The organism is Paeniroseomonas aquatica (assembly GCF_030409335.1).
GTDB classification, from domain to species: domain Bacteria; phylum Pseudomonadota; class Alphaproteobacteria; order Acetobacterales; family Acetobacteraceae; genus Belnapia; species Belnapia aquatica.
Genome location: NZ_JAUFPN010000191.1, coordinates 63739 through 87761, shown reverse-complemented (window position 1 = coordinate 87761; position 24023 = coordinate 63739). Strand labels below are relative to the sequence as shown.

24 protein-coding genes are annotated in these 24023 nt (G+C 68.5%); 12 read left to right on the top strand and 12 right to left on the bottom strand.

Annotated features, from left to right (window positions below; translation table 11 throughout):
- Nucleotides 1-59 precede the first annotated feature (59 nt).
- Nucleotides 60-929, top strand: a complete 870-nt coding sequence (gene speE, locus QWZ14_RS23435) for a polyamine aminopropyltransferase (RefSeq protein ID WP_290319368.1) — start codon at nt 60-62, stop codon at nt 927-929.
- A gap of 51 nt (nt 930-980) precedes the next feature.
- Here the strand turns inward: speE and fliP are convergent, their stop codons facing one another.
- Genes fliP through QWZ14_RS23420 form a run of 3 tightly spaced genes read right to left on the bottom strand, consistent with a single transcriptional unit; the run spans nt 981 to nt 2301 of the window.
- Entirely contained in the window at nt 981-1721 is a 741-nt protein-coding gene (gene fliP / locus QWZ14_RS23430; protein WP_290319367.1) for a flagellar type III secretion system pore protein FliP, read from the bottom strand.
- Nucleotides 1718-1999, bottom strand: coding sequence for a flagellar biosynthetic protein FliO (locus QWZ14_RS23425; protein ID WP_290319366.1), 282 nt, complete (start codon nt 1997-1999; stop codon nt 1718-1720). Before QWZ14_RS23425 ends, fliP begins: the two co-directional genes overlap by 4 nt.
- A gap of 44 nt (nt 2000-2043) precedes the next feature.
- Nucleotides 2044-2301 (bottom strand): hypothetical protein, encoded by a 258-nt coding sequence (locus tag QWZ14_RS23420; RefSeq protein ID WP_290319365.1) that lies wholly within the window; start codon nt 2299-2301, stop codon nt 2044-2046.
- 97 nt (nt 2302-2398) lie between these two features.
- Here QWZ14_RS23420 and QWZ14_RS23415 point away from each other — a divergent pair, with 97 nt between their 5' ends.
- From QWZ14_RS23415 to alaS, 9 genes are all read left to right on the top strand, one after another.
- Nucleotides 2399-2782 carry a flagellar basal body rod protein FlgB gene (locus QWZ14_RS23415; RefSeq protein ID WP_290319364.1) on the top strand — a complete coding sequence of 128 codons (384 nt, stop codon included), beginning with the start codon at nt 2399-2401 and terminating at the stop codon, nt 2780-2782.
- A gap of 17 nt (nt 2783-2799) precedes the next feature.
- Complete coding sequence (flgC, locus tag QWZ14_RS23410; protein WP_290319363.1) at nt 2800-3207, top strand: flagellar basal body rod protein FlgC; 408 nt, start codon at nt 2800-2802, stop codon at nt 3205-3207.
- A complete protein-coding gene (locus QWZ14_RS23405; protein ID WP_290319362.1) occupies nt 3207-3500 on the top strand; it encodes a flagellar hook-basal body complex protein FliE in 294 nt (97 codons plus the stop codon). The genes flgC and QWZ14_RS23405 overlap by 1 nt, the downstream gene beginning before the upstream one ends.
- 40 nt (nt 3501-3540) lie before the next feature.
- A complete protein-coding gene (locus QWZ14_RS23400) occupies nt 3541-3813 on the top strand; it encodes a flagellar biosynthetic protein FliQ (protein WP_290319361.1) in 273 nt (90 codons plus the stop codon).
- Entirely contained in the window at nt 3813-4571 is a 759-nt protein-coding gene (locus tag QWZ14_RS23395) for a flagellar biosynthetic protein FliR (protein ID WP_290319360.1), read from the top strand. The genes QWZ14_RS23400 and QWZ14_RS23395 overlap by 1 nt, the downstream gene beginning before the upstream one ends.
- A gap of 3 nt (nt 4572-4574) precedes the next feature.
- On the top strand, nt 4575-5630 hold the full coding sequence (locus QWZ14_RS23390) for an EscU/YscU/HrcU family type III secretion system export apparatus switch protein (RefSeq protein WP_290319359.1): 1056 nt from the start codon (nt 4575-4577) through the stop codon (nt 5628-5630).
- Entirely contained in the window at nt 5623-7164 is a 1542-nt protein-coding gene (locus QWZ14_RS23385; protein WP_290319358.1) for a PAS domain-containing sensor histidine kinase, read from the top strand. Before QWZ14_RS23390 ends, QWZ14_RS23385 begins: the two co-directional genes overlap by 8 nt.
- Nucleotides 7165-7409: 245 nt before the next feature.
- Nucleotides 7410-8462, top strand: coding sequence for a recombinase RecA (gene recA / locus QWZ14_RS23380; protein ID WP_290319357.1), 1053 nt, complete (start codon nt 7410-7412; stop codon nt 8460-8462).
- Between the two features lie 125 nt (nt 8463-8587).
- Nucleotides 8588-11236: an alanine--tRNA ligase gene (alaS, locus tag QWZ14_RS23375; RefSeq protein ID WP_290319356.1), complete on the top strand. Its 2649-nt coding sequence runs from the start codon at nt 8588-8590 to the stop codon at nt 11234-11236.
- 38 nt (nt 11237-11274) lie between these two features.
- Here alaS and QWZ14_RS23370 read toward each other — a convergent pair whose 3' ends face one another.
- The 3 genes from QWZ14_RS23370 to QWZ14_RS23360 form a co-directional block, all read right to left on the bottom strand.
- Nucleotides 11275-13734: a peroxidase family protein gene (locus QWZ14_RS23370; protein WP_290319355.1), complete on the bottom strand. Its 2460-nt coding sequence runs from the start codon at nt 13732-13734 to the stop codon at nt 11275-11277.
- 198 nt (nt 13735-13932) lie between these two features.
- Nucleotides 13933-14610: a DUF599 domain-containing protein gene (locus QWZ14_RS23365; RefSeq protein ID WP_290319354.1), complete on the bottom strand. Its 678-nt coding sequence runs from the start codon at nt 14608-14610 to the stop codon at nt 13933-13935.
- A 74-nt stretch (nt 14611-14684) separates the two neighbouring features.
- Nucleotides 14685-15899 (bottom strand): NADP-dependent isocitrate dehydrogenase, encoded by a 1215-nt coding sequence (locus QWZ14_RS23360; RefSeq protein ID WP_290319353.1) that lies wholly within the window; start codon nt 15897-15899, stop codon nt 14685-14687.
- A gap of 398 nt (nt 15900-16297) precedes the next feature.
- Between QWZ14_RS23360 and QWZ14_RS23355 the strand changes: the two genes are divergently transcribed.
- On the top strand, nt 16298-16615 hold the full coding sequence (locus QWZ14_RS23355) for an Hpt domain-containing protein (protein WP_290319352.1): 318 nt from the start codon (nt 16298-16300) through the stop codon (nt 16613-16615).
- 315 nt (nt 16616-16930) lie between these two features.
- Here QWZ14_RS23355 and QWZ14_RS23350 read toward each other — a convergent pair whose 3' ends face one another.
- The 3 genes from QWZ14_RS23350 to QWZ14_RS23340 are packed head-to-tail and all read right to left on the bottom strand — an operon-like array spanning nt 16931 to nt 19909.
- The gene (locus QWZ14_RS23350) at nt 16931-17683 is read right to left on the bottom strand and encodes an SDR family oxidoreductase (RefSeq protein ID WP_290319351.1); all 753 of its coding nucleotides are present in this window, start codon (nt 17681-17683) and stop codon (nt 16931-16933) included.
- 12 nt (nt 17684-17695) lie between these two features.
- Nucleotides 17696-18724 (bottom strand): C-terminal binding protein, encoded by a 1029-nt coding sequence (locus tag QWZ14_RS23345; RefSeq protein ID WP_290319350.1) that lies wholly within the window; start codon nt 18722-18724, stop codon nt 17696-17698.
- Nucleotides 18725-18736: 12 nt separating this feature from the next.
- Nucleotides 18737-19909 (bottom strand): mandelate racemase/muconate lactonizing enzyme family protein, encoded by a 1173-nt coding sequence (locus tag QWZ14_RS23340; RefSeq protein ID WP_290319349.1) that lies wholly within the window; start codon nt 19907-19909, stop codon nt 18737-18739.
- Between the two features lie 108 nt (nt 19910-20017).
- On the opposite strand from QWZ14_RS23340, the gene QWZ14_RS23335 reads away from it, so the two are divergent.
- Entirely contained in the window at nt 20018-20779 is a 762-nt protein-coding gene (locus QWZ14_RS23335) for an SDR family oxidoreductase (protein WP_290319348.1), read from the top strand.
- Between the two features lie 21 nt (nt 20780-20800).
- Here QWZ14_RS23335 and QWZ14_RS23330 read toward each other — a convergent pair whose 3' ends face one another.
- The 3 genes from QWZ14_RS23330 to QWZ14_RS23320 are packed head-to-tail and all read right to left on the bottom strand — an operon-like array spanning nt 20801 to nt 23999.
- On the bottom strand, nt 20801-21703 hold the full coding sequence (locus QWZ14_RS23330) for a carbohydrate ABC transporter permease (protein WP_290319347.1): 903 nt from the start codon (nt 21701-21703) through the stop codon (nt 20801-20803).
- A complete protein-coding gene (locus QWZ14_RS23325; RefSeq protein ID WP_290319346.1) occupies nt 21696-22655 on the bottom strand; it encodes a carbohydrate ABC transporter permease in 960 nt (319 codons plus the stop codon). The genes QWZ14_RS23330 and QWZ14_RS23325 overlap by 8 nt, the downstream gene beginning before the upstream one ends.
- A gap of 15 nt (nt 22656-22670) precedes the next feature.
- A complete protein-coding gene (locus QWZ14_RS23320) occupies nt 22671-23999 on the bottom strand; it encodes an ABC transporter substrate-binding protein (protein WP_290319345.1) in 1329 nt (442 codons plus the stop codon).
- Nucleotides 24000-24023 lie beyond the last annotated feature (24 nt).

Sequence of the window (24023 nt, the reverse complement as noted above, 5' to 3'; positions counted from 1 at the left end):
CGTGTAAGAACCGAGGCGGGGCCCTAGGGTCCCGCCTTTCTTCGTTTGAGGGAACCTCGATGGCGACCGATTCTTGGGTGAACGAGACGCTCTATCCCGCATGGGGCCAGCGTTTCCGGGTCAAGCGCGAACTTGCGCGGGTGCAGAGCGACTTCCAGGACATCATGGTGTTCGAGAGTGAATTCCATGGCCGGGTGATGTTGCTCGACGGCGTCGTGCAGATCACCGAGGCGGATGAATTCGTCTACCAGGAGATGCTCACTCATGTGCCGCTGCTGGCGCATGGTGCTGCCAGGCGGGTGCTGATCATCGGGGCCGGCGACGGCGGCGTGCTGCGCCGCGTGCTGCAGCACAGCACCGTCGAGAAGGCGGTGATGGTCGAGATCGACGGCGAGGTCATCCGGCTGGCCAAGGAATACCTGCCCGGGATCGCCGGCGAAGCCTGGTCCGACCCGCGTGCCGAGGTCATCGTCGGTAACGGCATCGACTACGTCCGGCAGGCCGCGGCCGGCAGCTTCGATGTGGTGATCGTGGACAGCACCGATCCCATCGGGGTCGGCGAAGTGCTGTTCACCGACGAGTTCTATGCCAATTGCGCCCGGCTGCTCAGCGAGCGCGGCCTGGTGGTCAACCAGTGCGGCGTGCCCTTCATGCAGGCCGACGAACTGCATGAGACCAGCCTCCGCCGGGCCAAGGCCTTCGCCGATGTCTTCGCCTATGTCGCCGCGGTGCCGACCTATGTCGGGGGCTTCATGACCCTGGGCTGGGCGGCGAAGGACCCGACCCTGCGGCGCGTGCCGCTGGCCGAGATCCGTTCCCGTGCCAACGCGGCCGGGGTACTGGGGCAGACCCGGTACTGGACGCCGGAGATCCACTGCGGCGCCTTCAACCTGCCGCCCTATATCGCCGAGCACCTGCCCAAGTCCTAGGGCTGGGCTGGGGCGGCGCCGCACCCTCGGCCGGTGCGGCGCCGGAATGGCTCAGCCGCTGGCGAACCCCTGCACCAGGCTACCCGAGACCAAGCGCCAGCCATCGACCAAGACGAAGAAGATCAGCTTGAAGGGCAGCGAGACGATGCTGGGCGGCAGCATCATCATGCCGAGCGACATCAGCAGGCTGGCGACGACCATGTCGATGACGAGGAACGGCAGGAACAGCAGGAAGCCGATTTCGAAGGCCCGCTTCAGCTCGCCCACGAGGAACGCCGGCAGCAGGGCCCGCCAGGGCAGCTGATCCGGGGCCGCGCCTTCGGCTGGCTGCGGCAGGCCGGCGAGGTCGACGAAGAGCGCCATATCGGCGTCCCGCACCTGGGCTGCCATGAAGCGGCGGAAGGGCTCCGCCGTCTGCGCCAGGCCCTCGAGTTCGCTGAGCCGCCCCTCCATCATTGGGGCCAGGCCGTCGCGCCAGCTCTGTTCCAGCACCGGTTGCATGACAAAGGCGGTCAGGAACAGTGCCAGGCCGATCAGTACCGGATTCGGCGGCACGCCCTGGGCCCCGATCGCACTGCGCAGCAGCGACAGGACGATGGCGATGCGGGTGAAGGCCGTGGCCATGACCAGCAGGGACGGGGCGAGTGACAGGACGCCGATCAGCGCGGTCAGCTGCACCAGCCGCATGGTGGCCCCGGACTGGCCCGCCGCGCCGAGATCGATGCTGACGCTCTGCGCTGCGGCCGGCAGCGCCCAGACCGCGAGCAGCACGCCGAGGCCAAGGCACCTCATGGCGACGGCACCCGCACGGGGGGGGCGCCTTCCGCTAGCCAGCCCAGCACGACATCCTGGCCGCCCCCGGTCAGCACCAGAACCTCCCGCCCGTCGCAGCGCAGCAGCAGCAGCCGTCGCCGGGTATCCACCGCCAGCACTTCCTGCAGTGCCAGGCGGCGGCCAGCACGCTGCCCCGGTCTGCCGGCCCGTAGCCCGCGCGCCGTCAGGCCCAGCAGCAGCAACACGGCCGTCAGTGCCCCGGCCGCCTGCAGCCAATGTCCAGCATCGATCGTCATGCGGCATCCTGCCAGCAATGGGTGGGAGGGGCGGTTCTCGGCGGTCAGGACGGAGGCGGCGGCAGCACGGCGGCCAGGCCGTCGACCTCGCGCGCCAGGGCTTCCAGCGCCGGCCGCAGCGGCTGGGCCGAGGCCCTGGGCAGCTGCGCCACGGCGGAGCAGAGACCCGCGGCCTCCGCATCCAGCCCGGCGAGGTCGACCTGTCGGCCGGTCGAGACCAGGGCGCGGGCCATGAGGATCGTGCCGTGCAGGGCTTCGATCGCGGCGTGGGTGGAGGCGGCTGGACTGCTACCTTGGGTCATGCCGGCATGATGCTGCCGCTGCGGTTAACAAAGCCCTGCGCCGGGGCGGGTGCGGAGGATTCACCGAATCTTTCCGCCTCGGCGCCAAGGATGCGGCATGGACCTGACGCGCACATCAACCGTCGCCCTGGCCGAACGCCGCATCGCCTGGCTCGAGGAGCGGCAGCGCGTGCTGGCACAGAACATCGCCAATGCCGATACGCCGGGCTTCCGCCCTCGCGACATCGGCGGCTTCCAACGCAGCCTGGCCGGCGCCTTCGGCATGACCCAGACCATGCCGCGGCATCTGCCCGGCACCGGCGGGGCGATCCGTGCCCGCGTCGACCGCACCGCGACCGACCTCGCCCCGAATGGCAACGCCGTGTCCCTCGACCGCGAGGCGATGCGGGTGGCCGATACCGATACGGCGCATGCCCTGGCCACCGGCCTGTACCGCCGCTGGGTCGGCCTGTTCCGCACCGCCCTGGGGCGGCCGCAATAACCTGACGGAGCACGCTCATGGATCTCGAAAACGCGTTGCGGATCTCGGCCGCCGGCATGCAGGTGCAGGCCGTGCGCCTGCGCGTCGTGGCCGAGAACCTTGCCAATCAGGACAGCACCGGCCAGTCCGCCGGCGCCGATCCCTATCGGCGCAAGACGGTCACCTTCGCCAACAAGCTCGACCGCCAGATGGGAGCCGAATCGGTCGAGGTCCGCCGCATCGGCACCGCGCCCGGCGAATTCCCGCAGGTGCAAGATCCGTCGCACCCGGCGGCCGATGCCCGTGGCTACGTCAAGCAGCCGAACGTCGACAGCCTGGTCGAGATGATGGACATGCGCGAGGCGCAGCGGAGCTACAGCGCCAACCTGTCGGTGCTGGAGACCACGCGCGGCATGCTGACCCGGACGATCGAGGCGCTGCGCTGATGCCGGGCGCGGTCGCTCCGGTCGCCGCGGCGGCCGCCTACCGCGCCACGCAGTCGCCTGCCACGGCGGCGGCTGAGGACGGCTTCGGCGCCACCATGGCCCGGGCGGTCGAGGGCGCGGTCGAGCTTGGGCGCAGTGCCGATGCGGCCAGTACCCAGGCGTTGCTCGGTCAGGGCAGCGTGTCGGACGTGGTCCTCGCCGTCTCCCGCGCGGAGCTAGCCCTGCAGACCGCGGTCGCGGTGCGCGACCGGGTCGTCGCCGCCTACCAGGATGTCATGCGCATGCCGATCTGACGCCGGGGCACCGCGCGTCCACCGCAGGAGGCGGTGCGTCATGGATAACCAGACCGCCCTGGCCGTTCGGGAAGCCCTATGGATGGCTTTGCAGCTGGCCGGCCCGCCGCTCGGCGCCATGCTGGCGGTCGGGCTGGTCATTTCCGTCATCCAGGCGCTGACCCAGATCCAGGAAGCGACGCTCGCCTTCCTGCCCAAGCTGGTCGTGCTGGGGGTCGTGCTCCTTCTCCTCGGGCCGGGCATGGCGGGCGCCATGCGCGGCTATGCCGGTTCGCTCTTCGACCGGATGGTCGCAGTCGGCGGCCTGCCCTGATGCTGGACCAGCTTCCCACCGTCGCCTTCCAGGCGGTGCTGGTGCTGGCGCGGATGGGGGGCGCCGTGCTGCTGCTGCCTGGACTCGGCGAGCAGGACATACCCGCGAGCATCCGGCTTGCCCTCCTGCTGGCGCTGGTCGCGCTGCTGCTGCCGGTCCTGGCGCCCGGCCTGCCCGCGGTGCCGGAGGACATGCCCGAGCTCCTGCGCCTGCTGGCCCTCGAGACCGGGATCGGCCTCTGGCTCGGCCTGCTGGCGCGGCTCGTGGCCTTGGCCCTGGCGCAGGCCGGGCAGGTCATGGCGCTGATGGTCGGCCTCGCCAGTCCCTTGCAGACGGATCCGGTCTTCGGGTCCCAGGCCACGGCGACCGGGCGGCTGTTCTCCTTGATGGCGGCGACGCTGTTGCTGTCCACCGGCCTTTACGCGCTGCCGCTGCGGGCGCTGGCGGAAAGCTACGCGGTCCTGCCGCCGGGGGCATCGCTGGGCTTCGGTGCTCCCGCGGAATCGGTGGCGCAGGCGGTGGCAAACAGCCTGGCGCTGGCGCTGCGGCTGGCGGCGCCGCTGGTCCTGGCTGCGGTCCTGGGTAATTTCGCCCTCGGGTTGCTGGCGCGGCTGGCGCCACAGGTCCAGGTTTTCGCCATCGCGGCGCCGGGACAGATCATCTGCGGGTTGCTCCTGATGGGCCTGCTGCTGCCGGCCATGCTCGCGGTCTGGCTGGCGGCGGCCGGAGAACCCCTGCTGCTGGCGGGGCCGGGCTGAGGCATGGCCGAAGGCGAGGAGGCCGGCCAAGGCGACCGGACCGAAGCTCCCTCCCAGCGCCGGCTCGATCAGGCCCGGCGGGAGGGGCAAACCGCCGTCTCCCGGGAGGCGATCGGCTTCGCCACGCTGCTCTCCGGCACCATCGCCGGGTTTCTCGCCCTGCCGCCGCTTGGCCTGGCGTGGCTGAAGGCGATGCGCGCCCTGCTGGAAGCACCCAACGCCGGCGAGGGCATGGCGCTGGTTCCGGCCCTGCTCCGGCAATCTGCCCTGACGCTGCTGCCGCTCCTCGGGCTGGTGGCGGCGGCGGGGGTGCTGGCCAGCCTGGCGCAGACCGGCATCCTGCTGCGGGCCGAGGCCCTGGCGCCGCAGCTGGCCCGCATCAATCCCGGCGCGGCACTGCGGCGGCTGCTCGGCCCCGAGGGGCTGGCGGAGCTGCTCCGGACCCTCATCAAGCTGGCCCTGGTCGCCGCCGCCCTGTGGCATGCCATCGAACCGCCGGTGCTGCAGGCCGCCCTGCACGAGCCGCCGGCCTTGCTGCTGCGGGCGATGGGGCAGGGGGTGCTGCGGCTGCTGGTCGCGGCGCTCTTCGCATTCGGGGCCATCGCCCTGCTGGATCTGGTCTGGGTGCGGTGGCGTCACCTGCGGAAGCTGCGGATGAGCCGCGAGGAGGTGAAGCAGGAACACCGCGACAACGAAGGCGACCCGCACATCAAGGCACGGCTGCGCCGCCTGCGGGAGATGCGGGGCCGGCAGCGCATGCTCGCCGCCGTGCCGAAGGCGACGGTTGTCGTCACCAATCCAACTCATTACGCTGTCGCCCTGACCTATGCGCAGGGGCAGGCCTCGGCGCCGAGGCTGGTGGCCAAGGGAGTGGATGCCATGGCAGCCCGGATCCGGGCGGCGGCCGTCGAGCACGGAGTGCCGATCGTCGAGAACCCGCCGCTCGCCCGCGCCTTGTGGCGCCTGGAGCCGGACAGCGAGATCCCCGCCGAGCATTGGCAGGCGGTTGCCGAGATCATCGCCTATGTCTGGCGCCTGCAGGGCAGGCGGCATGGCTAGGCCTCGCTTCCTCCGCCGGGCGGATGCGGCGGAGGCGGCGTTCATGCACCTCTTTGCCGCGGCGCCGGACGGTATGGCGCTGCTCGACCCCGCAGGCGACATCATCGCGGCCAATCCGGCGCTGGGCCGCCTGGCCGGTCCGACCCTGACCATGCGGTCCGGCCTGCCGGCGGCCCAGCTGCTCGCCCCGGCGGATCGTCCTGGCCTGGCGCTGATGCTGGCCACGGCCCGCAGTGGCGCCGTGCCGCTCCGGGCTGCCCCGGCCGACCCCACCGCACCGGCCGATGCTGTCTGGAGCCTGACCGCCGAACCTCTGCCAGCCGGGGGACGGCTGCTCTTGCGGGTACTCGACCGGACAGCGGACTGCCGCGCCGAGGCCCGCCAGGCAGCCGGGGCGCGGCTGGAGACCATCGGCCGGCTGGCCGGCGGCATCGCCCACGATTTCAACAACCTGCTGACCGCCATCCTCGGCGGCGCCGAGGCGATGCGCTCGGGCGGCCTGCCGCCGGCGGCCCTGGCCGAGCTGGCCGGTATCGAGGACGCGGCGCGGCGTGGCGCGGCGCTGGTGGTCCAGCTTCTCGCTTTCGCGCGGCAGCAGCGGCTGCAGCCGCGGATCCTCGACGTCAACCGCGCCATCGGCGACCTGGCGCCGCTGCTGGGGCGGCTGCTGGGCGACGGCGTGCGGCTGGAACTGGCGCTCGAGGAGCCGGGCCGGAGAATCCGCGTCGATCCCACCCAGTTCGACCAGGTCCTGCTGAACCTCACGGTCAATGCGCGGGAGGCGATGCCCGATGGCGGCACCCTGACCATCGCCACGGGCCATGCCCTGGTCCTGCGGCCGGACGGGGAGGGGACCACCGGCCTGCCGCCCGGCCGCTACGTGGTGCTGGAGGTGAGCGACACCGGCTGCGGCATCCCGCCCGAGGTCCTGCCGCGCCTGTTCGAGCCTTTCTTCACCACCCGGCCGGACCAGGGGGGGACCGGCCTCGGGTTGGCAACGGTGCAGGGAATCATCGCCCAGTCGGGCGGCCATATCGCGGTCGAGGGCAGGCCCGGCGGCGGCACCCGCTTCCGCATCCACCTGCCGCGCCAGGACGCACCGGCCGACCCGCTGCCCGCGCCCAAGGCTCCGCCGCCGCGCCCGGCCGCGCCTGCCGCCGGCGGCAGGCTGGTGCTGGTGGAGGACGAGGCTCCCCTGCGCCGCCTGGCCGAGCGGATCCTCGACCGGGCGGGCCACGCGGTGCTGGCGGCGGACTGCGCCGAATCGGCGCTGGCGGCGCTGGAGGCCGCACCGCGCCCGGCCGGGCTGATCAGCGATGTGGCCATGCCCGGAATGGACGGGGTAGCCCTGGCGCGGCTGCTGCGGCGACGCTGGCCCGACCTGCCGGTGGTGCTGGTGTCCGGCTACGCCGAGGCGGCGCTTCCGGCCGACCTGACGGAGGAGGGCTATCACTTCCTTGCCAAGCCATATGCGCCGACCCAGCTTCTGGAGACCTTGGGACAGGCTCTCGGCCCGGCGGCAGCGCCGGTCTGACCGAAGCCGTGTTTACCAAATGTTCTTGTTTTTCCCGAGGGACGTGACCATACTCTGTCCGTCACCAGCGGGCGGTGGTAAGGTCGATTTCGTTACCGTTACGGTTTGGTGGCGGGTCAGGCTGAGCGGTGTTGCAACCCTCGGCCCGTCCCGCTTCAGTCACCGCAAGCCGTTGCCGTCGAACGACCTCGGATCGAGCCAGCAGCAGGGCCAGTCGCTAGGGCCAGTAGCCAGGGATAGCCAAAATGGACAAGGGAAAGGCGCTCGACGCCGCGCTCAGCCAGATCGAGCGGGCTTTCGGCAAGGGCTCCATCATGAAGATGGGCGCCCGGCAGGCCCTGGACGGCGAGATCGAGGTGATCTCCTCGGGCTCGCTCGGGCTGGACATCGCGCTCGGCATCGGCGGCGTGCCGAAGGGCCGCATCATCGAGATCTATGGCCCGGAAAGCTCGGGCAAGACCACGTTGGCGCTGCACATCATCGCCGAGGCCCAGAAGAAGGGCGGCACCTGCGCCTTCATCGATGCCGAGCATGCGCTGGACCCCGGCTACGCCAAGAAGCTCGGCGTCGACATCGACAACATGCTGATCAGCCAGCCGGATGCCGGCGAGCAGGCGCTCGAGATCTGCGACACGCTGGTCCGGTCGGGTGCGATCGACGTGCTGGTGGTCGATAGCGTCGCGGCGCTGGTGCCGCGCGCCGAGCTCGAGGGCGAGATGGGCGACAGCCATGTCGGCCTGCATGCCCGGCTGATGTCCCAGGCGCTGCGCAAGCTGACCGGCAGCGTCTCCCGCTCCAACTGCCTGCTGGTCTTCCTGAACCAGATCCGGCTCAAGATCGGCGTCATGTTCGGCAACCCGGAGACGACCACGGGTGGCAATGCGCTGAAGTTCTACGCCTCCATCCGGCTCGAGATCCGCCGCATCGGCGCGATCAAGGACCGGGAGAGCGTGGTCGGCAACCAGACCCGGGTGAAGGTCGTCAAGAACAAGATGGCCCCGCCGTTCCGCCAGGTGGAATTCGACATCATGTATGGCGAAGGCATCTCCAAGGTCGGCGAGCTGGTCGACCTCGGCGTCAAGGCCGGGGTGGTCGAGAAGTCGGGCGCCTGGTTCAGCGCTGAGGGCCAGCGCATCGGCCAGGGCCGCGAGAACGCCAAGCAGTTCCTGCGGGACAACCCGACGATGGCCGCCTCGATCGAGGCCAAGGTCCGCGGCCAGGCCGGCATCGTCGCCAATGCGATGCTGGTCGGCGAGAGCGACGGTGCCAGCGAGGACGAGGCCGCCGCCGCCGAGTAGACGCCTCCCGTCGCGCGCGGTAGGAGGCTGGCAGGCCATGGGCGGCCGGTAGGGTTGGGGAGGGAGGACATTTCCTTCCCCGACCCTGTCCCGTCTGCCCGGCCCAGGGGCAGACAGGACCGGCGATGACCAGCAGCAACGATATCCGCGCGACGTTCCTCGGCTACTTCGGCCGCAACGGGCATCAGGTGGTCGACAGCTCGCCGCTGGTCCCGCGCAACGACCCGACGCTGATGTTCGCCAACAGCGGCATGGTCCAGTTCAAGAACGTCTTCACCGGCCAGGAAAAGCGCCCCTACGTCCGGGCCACGACGGCGCAGAAATGCGTCCGGGCCGGCGGCAAGCACAACGACCTCGACAACGTCGGCTATACCGCCCGGCACCATACCTTCTTCGAGATGCTGGGCAATTTCTCCTTCGGCGACTACTTCAAAGAACAGGCGATCGGCCACGCCTGGGAGCTGCTGACCCGCGACTTCGGCCTCGCCCGCGACAAGCTGCTGGTCACCGTCTACACCGAGGACGAGGAGGCGCCGGTCTTCTGGAAGAAGATCGCCGGCCTGCCGGACAGCCGCATCATCCGCATCCCGACCTCCGACAATTTCTGGCGCATGGGCGACACCGGCCCCTGCGGCCCCTGTTCCGAGATCTTCTACGACCACGGCGACCATATCCCCGGCGGCCCCCCCGGCTCCCCGGACGAGGATGGCGACCGCTTCATCGAGATCTGGAACCTGGTCTTCATGCAGTACGAGGAGGGGCCGCCCGGCACCCGCGTCGGCCTGCCGCGCCCCTCGATCGACACCGGCATGGGCCTCGAGCGCTTCGCCGCCATCCTCCAGGGCAAGCACGACAACTACGACACCGACACCCTGCGTGCCCTGATCCTCGCCAGCGCCGAGGCGACCGGCCAGGATCCGGACGGGCCGTGGCGCACCAGCCACCGCGTCGTCGCCGACCACCTGCGCGCCGGCACCTTCCTCATGGCCGATGGCGTCATGCCCTCGAACGAAGGGCGCGGATACGTCCTCCGCCGCATCCTCCGCCGCGCCATGCGCCACGCCCATATGATGGGCTCGCGCGAGCCGCTGCTGCACCGCCTGGTTCCGGCGCTGATCCGCCAGATGGGCGGCGCCTACCCCGAGATCATCCGCGCCGAGGCGCTGGTGACCGAGACCTTCAAGCTGGAGGAAACCCGCTTCCGCAGCCTGCTGGAACGTGGCCTCGGCCTGCTGGCGGATGAGACGGCGAAGCTCGGCGACCGCGCCACCCTGCCGGGCGACATCGCCTTCCGCCTCTACGACACCTACGGCTTCCCGCTCGATCTCACCCAGGATGCGCTGCGCGCCGAGGGCCGCGCCGTCGATACCGAGGGCTTCGAGGCCGCGATGGCCGAGCAGCGCCGCCGGGCCCGCTCCGCCTGGGCCGGCAGCGGCGAGGCGGCGACCGATGCCGTCTGGTTCGACCTGAAGGAGAACCTCGGCGCCACCGAATTCCTCGGCTACAGCACCGAGACGGCGGAGGGCGAGATCCTCGCCATCATCCGCGACGGCCAGGCGGTGGACAGCGCCCCGGTCGGGGCCGAGGTCGCCATCGTGCTGAACCAGACGCCCTTCTACGCCGAGAGCGGCGGCCAGGTCGGCGACGCCGGGCAGATCTCGGCCGGCGACGCCTGCCGCATCACCATCCGCGACACCCAGAAGAAGCTGGGCGACCTCTTCGTCCATACCGGCACCGTCGCCCATGGCGAGGCGAAGCTGGGCATGGCCGTGCAGGCCGAGGTGGATCACGTCCGCCGCGGCGCCATCCGGGCCCACCACAGCGCGACACACCTGCTGCACGAGGCGCTGCGCCGCCGGCTCGGCACCCATGTCGCCCAGAAGGGCTCGCTGAACGCGCCCGACCGGCTGCGCTTCGACGTCTCCCAGCCGACCCCGATGACCGAGGCCGACCTCGCCTGGACCGAGGGCGAGGTGAATGCCCGCATCCGCGAGAATGCCGAGGTCACCACCCGGCTGATGACCCCGGAGCAGGCGGTTGGCGTCGGCGCCATGGCGCTGTTCGGGGAGAAATACGGCGATGAGGTCCGGGTCATCGGCATGGGCCACGACCCCGCCGCGACCGAGAAGCAGGGCGTCTATTCGCTGGAGCTCTGCGGCGGCACCCATGTCCGCCGGACCGGCGACATCGGGTTGTTCAAGATCGTCTCCGAAGGGGCCGTGGCTGCCGGCATCCGCCGCGTCGAGGCGGTCACCGGGGAGGCGGCCCTGGCCATCATCGAGGAGCAGGCCCGCCGCCTCGGGGAAGCCGCTGCCGCCCTCCGCGTCCCGCCTGCCGACGTGCCGGCCCGGGTCGCCACCCTGCTCGAGGACCGTCGCCGGCTGGAACGCGAGGTGACCGAGCTGCGCAAGAAGCTGGCGACCGGCGCCAGCGCCGCCGAGGCCGAGACCATCGGTGGATACAGCGCCTCGCTGCGCAATCTCGGCGACATGCCGCCGAAGGACCTGAAGGGCGTCGCCGAGGCTATCCTGAAGGCCGGCACCACGGACGTGGTCGCCCTGGTCTCCACCGCGGAAGGCAAGACCAGCATCGTCGTGGGCATCGGCGAAGCGGCGCGGGGCAAGCTCGATGCCGTGCCGCTGGTGCGGGCCGCCAGCGCCGCCGTCGGCGGCAAGGGCGGCGGTGGCCGGCCGGAGCTGGCCCAGGCCGGTGGTCCCGACGCCGCCCTGGCGGAGGCCGCCCTGGAGGCCATCAGGACCGCCCTGGCGGGGTGATCAGGCCTCGGGCGCCATGGGCGCCCGAGGCCTCCGGTTCAGGCGAAGGCGAAGTCGCTCGCGCTCAGGCTGGCATTCGCCACCCCGCCGATGACGAGAAGATCGTCGCCGCCGAGGTCGATCGCAGTCACCCCATCCACTTCCCGCATCGCCGCCAGCACATCGGCGAAAGAGGCCAGGCCCGGCACTTCGTCGAGCAGGATCACATCCTCGCCCGGGGTGAAGTCGGCCACCAGCTCGGCGCCGGTCCCCGGCCGGATGACGAAGGTATCCGCCCCGGCGCCGCCGAACAGCACATCATTGCCGGCGCCGCCGTTCAGGGTGTCATTGCCCTCGCCGCCGAGCAGCCAGTTCGCCCCGGCATTGCCTGCGAGGAAGTTGCCCAGCTCATTGCCGACGCCCCAGCTGTCCGCCGTCCCGGTCAGCCGCAGACCCTCGAGATTGGCGTAGAGGTAGTAGGCATTCGCCGCACCCGCGCCGACCTCGGCATAGACCAGGTCCTCGCCGCCGCCGATGTCCTCGAAGATCAGGTGCTGCATGCCGTTGACGTAGTAGCGGTCGTCGCCGGCCCCGCCGGCGAGCGCATCGACGCCCCCGCTGGCCTCGAGCGTGTCATCGCCCGCTTCGCCATACAGCGTGTCATTGCCGGCGCCGCCGCGGATGAGATCGTCGCCGTCGCCGCCGAGCAGCAGGTTGTTGCCCTCGTTGCCGGTGATGACGTTGTCGAGCGCGTTGCCGACGCCGAAGATGTCGCCCGCCCCGGCCTTCAGGGTGAGGGCCTCGACCTCGGCATAGAGATAGTAGCTGCCGGAGGCGATGACCGTGTCATGGCCGCCGCCGTTGGCCTCGTAGACCACGCCACCCTGGCCATCAACGTGGTAGAGGTCGTCGCCGGCTCCGCCCGCCATGGCATCGTCGCCGCCGTTGCCGGCCAGGATGTCGCCCTGGTCGCCGCCGACCAGCGTCTCGTTGGCCGCGCTGCCGACGACGAGCTGCGGCGAATCCGGGTCCTCCGGCGCAACACCGGGCGCATGGCGCTCGTAGTAGGAGAAGATGTCGCCCTGCAGGTACTGGGTGTCGGTGGTGCGCAGGATGATGTCGCTGAGGCTGGTGTGCTCGATCGCCGAGAGCGTCGCCGCATCGAAGCCCTGGTTCTGGTACCAGAAGCGGTCGCCGTCGCGCAGCGCCACGAACTGGTCGCCGACGATGCGTGAGAAGGTCTCGCCGAGGAAGGATGCCCCCTTCGCCTGCTCCGACAGCCCGCCGGTCCAGAGATCGATCTCATCGACCGTGGCATAGGCGGTGCGGAGTCCGGCGAGGGTGCCGGCATCCGAGGTGATCTGGGCGAAATCGGTATAGGCCTCGAGGCCCAGCGAGACGCGGGTCTGGTTCAGGGTGCCGAGGCCCAGGTCGCGGCCGCGCTGGATGTTGATGGCTGCCAGATCCTGGCCGACCGGCGGATCGAAGAGAAAGCTGCGGAGATCCTCGACGATCCGCGCATCCATCGCCTGGGACTGGTCCGATCCCAGGTGCCGGAGGAAGCCATCGGCACCGCCATCTGACGAGAAGGCGGCCGGGGTGAGGAAGAACGTGTCGCGCAGGGTCAGCGCGGGGCCGGTGACATTGCCCTGCTCGTCCTTGCGCTCGGTCTCGGCCGAGACGGTCGAATGGCCCCAGCGATAGGCGGCGCCGGTGAACTCGACGCTCAGGGTCGCATCGACCGTCGGGTCGTAGCCAGCGTAGTCGGGCACCGCGTCGGCGCCGAGCAGCTTCGGCAGGAACTCCTCGTAGGTGATCCGGGCGATCTCGGCGGTGACGATGGCGCGGGCCATCTGGTAGAGCTGCTCGCCGGTGAGGGAGGGATCCGCCGCGGCCAGCCGGTCAACCTGGTAGTTGTGCTCGCGGACGAAGATGGTCTGCAGGGCGGTGAGGGAGGGGTTCTCCATGACCCGGACGTCGCCGGCGAAGGACATGCCGTTGACCAGCGGCAGGTTGTTGCCTGCCGAGGTGGCCATGTGGCCATCGGCCAGCCGCAACGCGGCGGCGGTCACGCTGTCCGAGCCATAGACCATCGAGCCGTCGAGCCAGCCGGAGTTCCGGTTGATGGCGATGGCCGGCGTGCCGGTCCCGGCGCCGCTGGAGGGATCCTGGACGGCGCGGGTCAGCGGGATGAAGGTGCCGTCGGCATAGATGGGGTCGCCGTTCGGCACGGTGATGGCGATGGAGTTGACGCCGTCGCCAGTGGACCGCGTGAGGTCATGGTCGATGAACTGGCCCCAGGCATACATCATGCCGGAGAGGCCCTGGTCGTTGGCAACGACCGCGTCGCCTTCGCCGACCACGAGGTTGCTGATGGTGCGGGGGTTCGGCCCGCCGAGCGGCACCGAGATGCCATCGGCATAATGCGCTTCGCCGATCCGGATGAAGTCGCTGCCTGCTGCATTCACCGTGGGATCGGCAAGGTTGTTGCCCGATCCGTCGACCGATCGAAAGTCCATTGGGCCCGTCCTCAGCTGCAACTGCTTATCACTATCGCAGCCTTTAGCCGAGCAGTCGGTGACGGCAAAGTAACTTACCCGGCACAGAACCAATAACGGATTAGTGAAATTCAGTATAAAAGGAATGGATGAACAGCTGTTCAATCAAGCATGCATTGTTACATCACGGAACTGATAAGCTCATTCTGCATGGCTGCTTCAACCTTGGAGCGCTTCACGAACGATCGAGCGGAATTCCCGGCGGTACAATTCGCGCAGCACCAGGATGCTGGCGATGACCAGGGCCAGCGGATGAAGGATCCAGGCCAGGGCGGCGAGGCCGAAGTAGTAGGCCCGCAGCCCGCTGTTGAAATGCCCCGCAGCCCGGTTGGCCACCTTGGCCGCCACCTCGGCATGCGCCGTCCGCCCGGGATCGGCCGGATCGTGGGAGATGCCGCCCATGACAATGGAGCAGTAGTTGAACTGCCGCAGCGCCCAGGTCAGCTCGAAGAAGGCGCGCACGAAGATCAGCAGCAGCAGCGCGATCTTCATCTCCCAGACCGCCAGGTCCGGCGTGGTGGCGAAGGGCAGGGCGCCGAAGACCCGGGCACCCAGGTCCGGGCTGCCCAGCATGGCGACCAGGCCGCCGAGGATGAAGATCGCGGTATTCGCCAGGAAGGACGTGCTGTTCATCAGGTTGCCGATGATCTGCGTGTCCATGATGCGGTTGTCCCGCGTCACCATGGTCTGCATCCAGCGCTGCCGGTGCTGGTCCATCGCGGCGATGACGCTGCGCTGGTGCAGCGAGGGCAGCCGGTCGACCAGGGTGGAGTAGCCGGCCCAGCAGGCGGCGAAGACGCCGAAGGCGATCCAGTCGAGGAGGGACAGTGAATGCATGGACCCGATCCTTGGCACAAAAAAAGGGCGGGTCCCGCAGGACCCGCCCCCTTCGGTCAGCGAGGGCGCAATGCTTACTTCATGGCCTTCTGCAGGTTCTCGTCCAGCTTCGCCAGGAAAGCCTGGGTGCTGAGGTAGGGCTGGTCCTTGGCGATCAGGATCGCCAAGTCCTTGGTCATGGAGCCGCTCTCGACCGTCTGCACGCAGACCTTCTCCAGCGTCTCGGCGAAGGCGGTCACGTCCGGGGTGTTGTCGAACTTGCCCCGGTAGGCCAGGCCGCGGGTCCAGGCGAAGATCGAGGCGATCGGGTTGGTGCTGGTCTCGCGGCCCTTCTGGTGCTCGCGGTAATGCCGCGTCACCGTCCCGTGCGCCGCCTCGGACTCGACCGTGTTGCCGTCCGGGGAGAGCAGCACGGAGGTCATCAGGCCGAGCGAGCCGAAGCCCTGCGCCACGATGTCGGACTGCACGTCGCCATCGTAGTTCTTGCAGGCCCAGATATAGCCGCCTTCCCACTTGAGGGCCGAGGCCACCATGTCGTCGATCAGGCGGTCCTCGTAGACCAGGCCGGCGGCCTTGAACTTGTCAGCGAATTCAGCATCGAAGATGGACTTGAAGATGTCCTTGAAATTGCCGTCATAGGCCTTGAGGATGGTGTTCTTGTGGCTGAAGTACACCGAATACTTGCGCGCCAGGCCGTAGTTGAAGCTGGCACGGGCGAAGCCCTCGATGCTGGCATTGAGGTTGTGCATCCCCATCGCCACGCCGGCGCCCTTGAAGTCGAAGCTGCCGATGTCGACCGGGCCGCTGCCGTCGGCCGGGGTATAGGTCATGCTGACCTTGCCGGCGCCGGGGATCTTCATCTCGATGGCGCGGTAGATGTCGCCATAGGCGTGCCGGCCGACCACGATCGGCTTGGACCAATGCGGCACCAGGCGCGGCACGTTGCTGCAGATGATGGGCTCACGGAAAATCGTGCCATCCAGGATGTTGCGGATGGTGCCGTTCGGGCTGCGCCACATCTTCTTGAGGCCGAATTCGGCGACGCGGGCCTCGTCCGGGGTGATGGTCGCGCATTTGACGCCGACGCCATACTGCTTGATGGCATTGGCCGCATCGACGGTGACCTGGTCATCCGTCTGATCGCGGTATTCGATGCCCAGGTCGTAGTACTTCAGGTCCACATCCAGGTAGGGGAGGATCAGCTTCTCCTTGATGAACCCCCAAATGATGCGGGTCATTTCGTCTCCGTCCAACTCGACGACGGGGGTCTTCACCTGGATCTTCGCCATAACAATCCTCATGGCCTCCCGCTGCCAAGCGCTGCGGGGGCGCGGCGCGGGCGCGGACAGGGGTTTTCGGGCGGCCGGAACATCGCACCCGGCACCGGCCCGGGCAAGAGGCGGGGAAGCAATCACGTCCCAAGCAATATGTTTCGAATACGATATTCTTGCCGGTAGTGGTCTTGATGTGCTTAATCGCGCCTCACGTGTTTACGGTTGATGATTGCTGCGGTGAGGTGTCATGACCTGGCTTGCTACTACCCGCACCCGACCAGACCGGCGGCTCCCCGCCCGGGGAGACCTGAGGCCAGGAGCAATGCCTTGCCGGCCTGCACTCCTTCCCCAGGGTCATGTCCATGCTTGAGGACAGGCCCCCAGCCCCGTGTCGGACGTGGTCCGAGCAAGCGGTGACGCGGGACCGGCCGGCCCACCTGGCCCTGCGCCACGGCCCCGTGCTCGCCGGCCTCTGTGCCGATGAACTGCGGCAGCGCCATCCGCGCATCGCCGCGGCCGCGGCCGCGGGTGATCTCGAGGCGTTGCGAATCGAGGCCCATGCGCTGCGTGGGGTCGCCGCGAATTTCGGTCTCGGCGTGCTGGCCGAGCAGTTGCTGATCCTCGAGGCGGCAGCACGTCGGCAGGATGTCCCGGGCCTGGCAGGGCCGCTGCGTCTGCTGCCTGGGGAGGTCGCCGAAGCCTTGTCGGCGCTCGGCCAGGCTGACGGCTGAGGGGCGCCCGCCTGGCGGCATTGGCCAAGGCGCGTGTCGGTGGTTGGGGCGCCATAGCCGGTATTAGGCACACGGCGGATTCCACCTCGCTCGGAAACGCCCGACCCGCATCATTCGCCGACTACGGCCACGGTCCCGACGTTCAGCAGGCAATCCTGCATGGCCGGAATGGACGTCGATGCTGGCTGACCAGCCGACCCGCAGCGCTCAGGGCAATGCCTGGTCTCTTGAGATCCCCCGAGCAGCCATTGGTCAAAGAATGACCCTCGCAGCCGCAGGCCCCGCTCAGCGGGGCCTGGGTCGCCTTCCCCAAGCCTAGCCCCGGGCGATCCACGGCATCTTCGCCGCGGTGATGGTGATGAACTGGATATTCGCATCCAGCGGCAGGTTCGCCATCATCACCACGCTATTGCCGACATGCGCCACGTCGAAGGTCGGCTCGACCTTCATCTCGCCATTGGCCTGCTTGACGCCCTTCGCCATGCGGGCGGTCATCGGCGTCGCCGCATTGCCGATATCCACCTGGCCGCTGACGATGTCGTACTTGCGGCCATCCAGCGCCAGGGTCTTGGTCAGGCCGGTGATGGCATGCTTGGTACTGGTATAGGCGACGCTGTCCGGCCGCGGCACATGCGCGCTGATGCTGCCGTTGTTGACGATGCGGCCGCCCTGCGGGTCCTGTTCCTTCATGATGCGAAAGGCCGCCTGGGCGCAGAGGAAGCTGCCGGTCAGGTTCACCTGCACCACCCGCGCCCAATCCTCGTACTTCAAATCCTCGATCGGCCCTGCCGGGACATTGCCCCCGGCATTGTTGAACAGGAAGTCGAGCCGGCCCCATTCGGACCTGATATGCGCGAACAGTGCATTCACCGCCTCCGGATTGCCGACATCGGTCGAGACCGGCATCGCCCGCGGCCCGGCATTGCCGGCCATCGTCACCGTCTCGGCCAGCGCATCGGCCCGGCGCCCGGCCAGCGCGACGCTCCAGCCATCCGCCAGCAGCGCCAGGGCGGCAGCCCGGCCGACCCCCGATCCGGCGCCGGTCACCACGGCATATTTGGTGGTCATCTTTCTGGACTCCTAGCTGTTCGGGCCACGGCCCATGCCGACCGGCTGCCAGCGGCGCAAGGCGGTATTCTGCAAGACCGCCGGGTTCACGCAAGACATCGGCCACTTGCCCGACAGCACCAGCGCCAGCTCATTGCCCACGCGGCGCTTGCGCGCCTCATCGAAGCGGGCCGAGGCGCTGGCGACATGTGCCGTCAGGGTGACATTCTCCATCCGCAGCAGCGGGTTGTTGTGCGACGGCGGCTCGGTCTCCAGCACGTCGAGCGCGGCATGGGCGATCCAGCCCTCCTGCAGCGCCTTGATCAGCGCCTCCTCCTGCACGGTCGGGCCGCGGCCGGTATTGATGAAGATCGCGCTCGGCTTCATCTGTCGGAAGTGCTCCTCCCGCAGCATGTGATGCACCTCCGGCCGCGCCGGGGCATGCATGGAGATGAAGTCGGACTGGCTCAGCACCTCGTTCAGGGTCGACGGCAGCACGCCGGCATCGGAGATGGTCATCTCCTCGATGAAGGGGTCATAGGCCATCATCCTGAGGCCGAAGGGCGCCGCCCGCTTGGCGACGGCACGCGCCACCCGGCCGAAGGAGATGAAGCCCAGCGTCTGCCCCATCAGCCGGGGGATCTTCAGCAGCGCCGGTCGGCCTTCCTTCCAGCGCCCCTCCCGCACCATCTTGTCCTGCTCCAGCAACCGGCGGAAGCCGGCGAGGAGCAACATCATCGCGTGGTCGGCGACTTCCTCGATGAAGGTATCGGGAATGTTGGTCACCGGGATGCCGCGCGCCGTCGCCGCCTTCACGTCGACGCTGTCGACGCCGACGCTGCCCAGGGTGATCACCTTGCAGTTCTGCATCGAATCGATGATCGCCTTGGTGATCGGCATGCCCTTGGCATAGATCGCGTCGGCATCGCGGGCGGCGGCGATGAAGCCGGCCTCGTCCATCGGCGCCTCGACGATCTCGGCATCCAGCCCCGCCAGCGCCTCATTCTCCAGCGCATAGCCTACCTGGGCGAAGGCCGGCGTGACGATCCTGTACTTGGCCATATCTCTCTTCCTTTATTTGGGCGCCCGCGCACGGATCGCCGCCTCATTCACCTCGACACCCCAGCCCGGCCCCTTCGGCAGCAGCAGCTCGCCATTCTCGATGGTCGGCGCCGGGGTGAATTCGTCGCGCCAGGAGACGCTGTCGATATCGATTTCCATCACCCGGAAATTCGGGATGGTCGCGCTGAAATGCGCGCTGATCATGCTGCAGAGGTTGCCGTAGAAATTATGCGGCGCGCAGTTCACCTCGTATACGTCGCAGAGCGAGGCGATCTTCATCGATTCCGCCAGCCCGTTCCAGATGACGTCGACGATGCCGACATCCATCGAATAGGCCTCGAGGTACGGCCGGAATTCCCGCCGCCCATGTAGCGTCTCGGCGCTGGCGATCGGGCAGGGGGCCATCCGCTTGATGCTGGCCAGCGCCGGCGCATCATGGATGTCGATCTCGAGCCAGGTGAGGTCGAACTCCGCCACCGCCGCCGCCACGCGCTGAAAGCCCTCGGTGCGGAAGTGGAAATTGGTGTCGAGGTGGAGATTGAACTCCGGCCCCACCGCATCGCGGATCACCCGCAGATGTTGCTTGAGCAGCGACAGCGTTCGGTTGTCCCAATTCAGCTCCGGCCAGCCGGCATGGCGGCCGAAGCCGGGCGAGTACTGGAACAGCTTGCCATCCTCGCCGGGGATCAGGATATTCGTCTTCAGCCCGCGGAAGCCGAGCGCCTTCACCTCCGCCGCATGACGACCGACCTCGTCCCAATCCAGGCAGGGCGGCGTGCCCATGAACTTCGAATTGCGCACCCGGTAGCTGCCGAAGTGGGACCAGTAGACCGGGATCCGCTCCCGGATCGGCCCACCGAACAGCGCATAGACCGGAATGCCCCGCGCCCGCGCCGCGATATCCAGCAGCGCATTCTCGATCGCCGCGATCGCCTGCTGGTTCAGCCCGCCGCGCGACTGCCGCGTCATCACATGCAGCCAGGCCGTCACCTCCTCCCACCGGGTCGGGTCGCGACCGATGATCAGCGGCGACAGCCCCTCGATGACGGCAGACAGGCCGGTACTGCCGAAGCTCTCGTTGTATTCGGACCAGCCGATCAGCCCGTCATCTGTGGTGACCCTGAGGAAGGAGAACAGCCGCCAGCCGGCATCGGCGCGCAGGGTCTCGACCCGGGCGATCTTCATGGCATCCTCCCTTTCATCCCTTTCCCGAAGCGAAGCATGGGGACGGCGCCTCCACAAGCCGGCCCCGGGGGGCTAGCCTGCGCCGATCACGCAAGGGGAGGGGTTCCGATGGGCAAGCTCGAGGGCAAGATCGCCTGGGTCACCGGCAGCGGCAGCGGCATCGGCGAGGCCGCGGCCTTCGCCCTGGCCGAGGAAGGCGCGACCGTGGTCCTCACCGGCCGCCGCCGCGAACCGCTGGAGGATGTCGCGGGCCGCATCCGCGCCAAGGGCGGCACCGCCCATGTCGAGCCCTGCGACCTGCGCCGCGCCACGGACGTCGACGCGACCGTCGCCCGCATCGTCGCCCAGCACGGCCGGCTCGACATCATGGTCAGCAACGCCGGCGTCAACATCACCGAGCGGAGCTGGAAGACCATCTCGCCCGAGGGCATCGACGAGCTGATCCAGGGCAACCTCTCCTCGGCCTTCTACTGCGCCCGCGCGGTGCTGCCGCAGATGCGCGCCCAGGGCGGCGGCCAGATGATCCACACCGCCTCCATGGCCGGCCGCAGCGTGAGCGTGATGAGCGGCCCCGGTTACGGCGCCGCCAAGCACGCGGTTGTGGCGATGAGCCACACCATCAACATGGAGGAATGCGTCAACGGCATCCGCAGCACCGCCTTCTGCCCGGGCGAGGTGAACACGCCCATCCTGAAGAAGCGCCCGAACCCGCTGAGCGCCGAGGACCTCGGCCGGATGCTGCAGCCCGAGGATTGCGGCGACCTGATCCGCTACGTCGCCTGCCTACCGCCGCATGTCACGATGAACGAGGTGTGGCTGACCCCGACGCATAACCGCGGCTACGTCGCGGCGCTCGGCCGCAAGCTCTAGCCGCGGTGTCTGCGGGGCGGTCTATTCCTTGACCGCCCCGGTCAGCGAGGAGACGTAGTAGTCCACGAAAAAGGAATAGAAGATTGCCACCGGCAGTGAGCCCAGCAGCGACCCCGCCATCAGCGCTCCCCACTGGTACACGTCGCCCGAGACCAGCTCCGTCAGGATCGCCACCGGCACGGTCTTCTTCTCGCTGCTCTGGATGAAGGCCAGCGAGTAAATGAACTCGTTCCAGGACAGCGTGAAGCTGAAGATCCCCGCCGAGATCAGCCCGGGGACGGCCAGCGGCAGGGTGATCTGCCGCAGGATCTGCAGCCGCGTCGCGCCGTCGATCAGCGCGCATTCCTCCAGCTCATACGGGATCGACTTGAAGTAGCCGATCAGCAGCCAGGTGCAGAAGGGCACCAGGAAGGTCGGATAGACCAGGATCAAGGCCAGCGGGCTGTCGAACAGCCCGAGCTGGTAGACCATGGTCGCCAGCGGGATGAACAGGATGGAGGGCGGCACGAGATAGGCGAGGTAGATCGCCAGCCCGACATACTGACTGCCCTTGAAGCGCAGCCGCTGGATCGCGTAGGCCGCCAGCGTGCTGGCAAACAGCGAGAGGAAGGTCGAGCAGACGGCGATCGTCATCGTCGTCAGCAGCCATTTCGGATAGGCGGTGTTGAACAGAAGATGCTTGATGTGATCGAGCGTCGGCGAGCCGATCCAGAACGGGTTGTAGGTCTTGTAGTCGAACAGCTCGGCGTTCGGCTTGAAGGCGGTGATCGTCATCCAATAGAAGGGAAACAGCAGGATCAGCACGAAGCAGGCAAGCGGCACATAAAGCGTGACCGTCCGCCGCGCCCGGCTGTCCCAGGCCATGGTCTCGGCCTGGGCGGTGGAAGCATTTGTCTGCTGCGGCAGTGCGGCGGCGTCAGTCATTGCCTTCTCCTTGCTGCCACTTGCGCCGTGCCAGGCCGAAGTAGCTGAACAGCGTCGCGAAGACGAGGAACGGGATCATCGAGACCGCGATCGCCGCGCCCTCGCCGAGCTGGCCGCCGGGGATGCCGCGCTGGAAGGCCAAGGTCGCCAGCAGATGCGTCGAGTTCACCGGCCCGCCGCGGGTGATGGCATAGACCAGCTGGAAGTCGGTGAAGGTGAAGATGATGCTGAAGGTCATGACGATCGCCAGGATCGGCAGCAGCATCGGGAAGGTGATGTAACGGAACCGCTGCCAGCCGGTGGAGCCATCCAGCAGCGCCGCCTCATAGAGCGAGGGCGAGATGGTCTGCAGCCCCGCCAGCAGCGAGATGGCGACGAAGGGTATCCCCCGCCAGATATTGGCGGCGATCAGCGACCAGCGCGCCGGCCAGGCACTGCCGAGGAAGTCGATATTCGTCGTCCGCACCCCGAGCACATCCACCGCGAGGTAGGAGATGATCGAGAACTGCGGATCGTAGATCCACCAGAAGGCGATGGCCGAGAGCACCGTTGGGACGATCCAGGGCAGCAGGATGATCGCCCGCAGCAGCGACTTCAGCGGCAGGTTGTTGTTCAGCAGCAGCGCCAGCCACAGGCCGAGCGCGAACTTCCCGAAGGTCGCCACCCCCGTATAGAAGACGCTGTAGAAGACCGCGTTCCACCACAGCGGATCCTCCAGCAGGTACTCGAAATTCTCGAGGCCCACCCACTGCCCGCTGCGGCCGATGGTCGTATCCGTGAAGGCGAGGAAGATCCCCAGGCCCAGCGGATAGGTCAGGAAGGTCATCAGCAGCGCCACCGCCGGGAAGAGGCAGGCGAGCACCAGGACGATCTTGATCTCGAAGACCCGGGCCAGCCAGCCGGGTTCCTGGCGGACCCGGTTCCAGGCCGGTGCGGTCGTCGTCGCGGACATGCCGGGCCCCTCCGCTCAGCGGCGGAAGTAGCGGCGGGCGCGGCGCTCGGCCTCGCGCGCCGCGGCTTCCGGCGTGGACTGGCCGGAGGCGACTGCGGCGCACATCTGCACCATGACGTAATCCGCCGTCGCCGCGCCGGTCGCCTCGCTGAGCGGCCCCTTGTAGCCGTTCCAGAACTGGCTCTTCATCGTGTCGCGGAAGATCTCGACCTTCGGGTCGCTGGTCCAGACCGCGCTCGTCCCGTAATTCGCCAGCGGATGCGCCCAGTAGCCGAGGTTCGCATTCAGCCAGGGGTCATACTGCTCGTGCTCGAGCATGAACTGCAGGAAGGCCTTGGAGGCATTGGGGTAGCGGCTGTGCTTGAACAGCATGGCGTTCAGCGTCAGCCCCGCCATCGGCGCGCCAGCGGCCACGCCCTTCGGCAGCAGCTGGTGCTCGGTATCCGCCGCGATCGGCGCCGTCGCCGGGTCGTTCTTCAGCGAGAAGTACAGCGACACCCCATTCGAGGTCATCCAGCACTCGTTCGCGGCATAGGCGCGGTTGTTGCTGATGTCGCCCCAGGCCAACGTGCCCTGGGCGAAGGTCGGATACAGCTCCTTCAGGTAGTTGAGGGAGGCGATGGTTTCCTTGCTGTTGATGGCGACCTTGCCCTCCTCATCGACCAGGTAACCGCCGTGCGACCAGACCAGCCAGTTGGCGAAGCCGTTGCCGTCGCCGACCGCATTGCCCAGCGCATAGCCGGCCGGCTTGTTCGCCACCTTCAGCTTCTTGCAGAGGTCGAGGAAGCCGGCATGATCCTCGGGGATCGCGTTGAACCCGGCCGCATTGACCGCGGATTTCCGATACACCGTCGGCCCGCTCGAGGCGCCGAAGGGCAGGCCGATCCAATTGTTGGTGCCGTGCCGCTTGCCGTACTTCTGCGCCAGCGCCAGCCAGCCGCCGTAGCGCTGGCCGAGGTACTCCGCGACATCCGTGGTCTCGACCAGCTTGTCCGCATAGATATGCGGCGCATCGCCGAAGCCGATGATCATGTCCGGGCCCGCCCCGGTATTCGCCGTCACCGCCGTCTGCTGGGTGATGTCCTCCCAGCCGACGAAGTCGATCCGCACCTGCACGCCGGTCTTCTGGGTGAACTTCGCCGCATTGGCGCGGAACACCTCCTCATCCGGCTGCACGAAGCGCACCGGCCGCAGCATCCGCAGGGTCGCCCCGTTCTCGATGGCGGGGCTCGGCGCGGTCGCCGGGGCCGTGGCGATCGGCGCCTGCGCCGAGGCCTGGGTGGCGGCCAAGGCGGCCGCGGACAGCCCGAGCTTCAGCGCGGCCCGGCGATGGATGATCTGCATTCCCTGACTCTCCCGTTGTTTCTT

Coding starts and splice junctions, on each gene's coding strand:
- speE (WP_290319368.1), top strand. CDS start 60: ATGGCGACCGATTCTTGGGTGAACGAGACGCTCTATCCCGCATGGGGC.
- fliP (WP_290319367.1), bottom strand. CDS start 1,721: ATGAGGTGCCTTGGCCTCGGCGTGCTGCTCGCGGTCTGGGCGCTGCCG.
- QWZ14_RS23425 (WP_290319366.1), bottom strand. CDS start 1,999: ATGACGATCGATGCTGGACATTGGCTGCAGGCGGCCGGGGCACTGACG.
- QWZ14_RS23420 (WP_290319365.1), bottom strand. CDS start 2,301: ATGACCCAAGGTAGCAGTCCAGCCGCCTCCACCCACGCCGCGATCGAA.
- QWZ14_RS23415 (WP_290319364.1), top strand. CDS start 2,399: ATGGACCTGACGCGCACATCAACCGTCGCCCTGGCCGAACGCCGCATC.
- flgC (WP_290319363.1), top strand. CDS start 2,800: ATGGATCTCGAAAACGCGTTGCGGATCTCGGCCGCCGGCATGCAGGTG.
- QWZ14_RS23405 (WP_290319362.1), top strand. CDS start 3,207: ATGCCGGGCGCGGTCGCTCCGGTCGCCGCGGCGGCCGCCTACCGCGCC.
- QWZ14_RS23400 (WP_290319361.1), top strand. CDS start 3,541: ATGGATAACCAGACCGCCCTGGCCGTTCGGGAAGCCCTATGGATGGCT.
- QWZ14_RS23395 (WP_290319360.1), top strand. CDS start 3,813: ATGCTGGACCAGCTTCCCACCGTCGCCTTCCAGGCGGTGCTGGTGCTG.
- QWZ14_RS23390 (WP_290319359.1), top strand. CDS start 4,575: ATGGCCGAAGGCGAGGAGGCCGGCCAAGGCGACCGGACCGAAGCTCCC.
- QWZ14_RS23385 (WP_290319358.1), top strand. CDS start 5,623: ATGGCTAGGCCTCGCTTCCTCCGCCGGGCGGATGCGGCGGAGGCGGCG.
- recA (WP_290319357.1), top strand. CDS start 7,410: ATGGACAAGGGAAAGGCGCTCGACGCCGCGCTCAGCCAGATCGAGCGG.
- alaS (WP_290319356.1), top strand. CDS start 8,588: ATGACCAGCAGCAACGATATCCGCGCGACGTTCCTCGGCTACTTCGGC.
- QWZ14_RS23370 (WP_290319355.1), bottom strand. CDS start 13,734: ATGGACTTTCGATCGGTCGACGGATCGGGCAACAACCTTGCCGATCCC.
- QWZ14_RS23365 (WP_290319354.1), bottom strand. CDS start 14,610: ATGCATTCACTGTCCCTCCTCGACTGGATCGCCTTCGGCGTCTTCGCC.
- QWZ14_RS23360 (WP_290319353.1), bottom strand. CDS start 15,899: ATGGCGAAGATCCAGGTGAAGACCCCCGTCGTCGAGTTGGACGGAGAC.
- QWZ14_RS23350 (WP_290319351.1), bottom strand. CDS start 17,683: ATGACCACCAAATATGCCGTGGTGACCGGCGCCGGATCGGGGGTCGGC.
- QWZ14_RS23345 (WP_290319350.1), bottom strand. CDS start 18,724: ATGGCCAAGTACAGGATCGTCACGCCGGCCTTCGCCCAGGTAGGCTAT.
- QWZ14_RS23340 (WP_290319349.1), bottom strand. CDS start 19,909: ATGAAGATCGCCCGGGTCGAGACCCTGCGCGCCGATGCCGGCTGGCGG.
- QWZ14_RS23335 (WP_290319348.1), top strand. CDS start 20,018: ATGGGCAAGCTCGAGGGCAAGATCGCCTGGGTCACCGGCAGCGGCAGC.
- QWZ14_RS23330 (WP_290319347.1), bottom strand. CDS start 21,703: ATGACTGACGCCGCCGCACTGCCGCAGCAGACAAATGCTTCCACCGCC.
- QWZ14_RS23325 (WP_290319346.1), bottom strand. CDS start 22,655: ATGTCCGCGACGACGACCGCACCGGCCTGGAACCGGGTCCGCCAGGAA.
- QWZ14_RS23320 (WP_290319345.1), bottom strand. CDS start 23,999: ATGCAGATCATCCATCGCCGGGCCGCGCTGAAGCTCGGGCTGTCCGCG.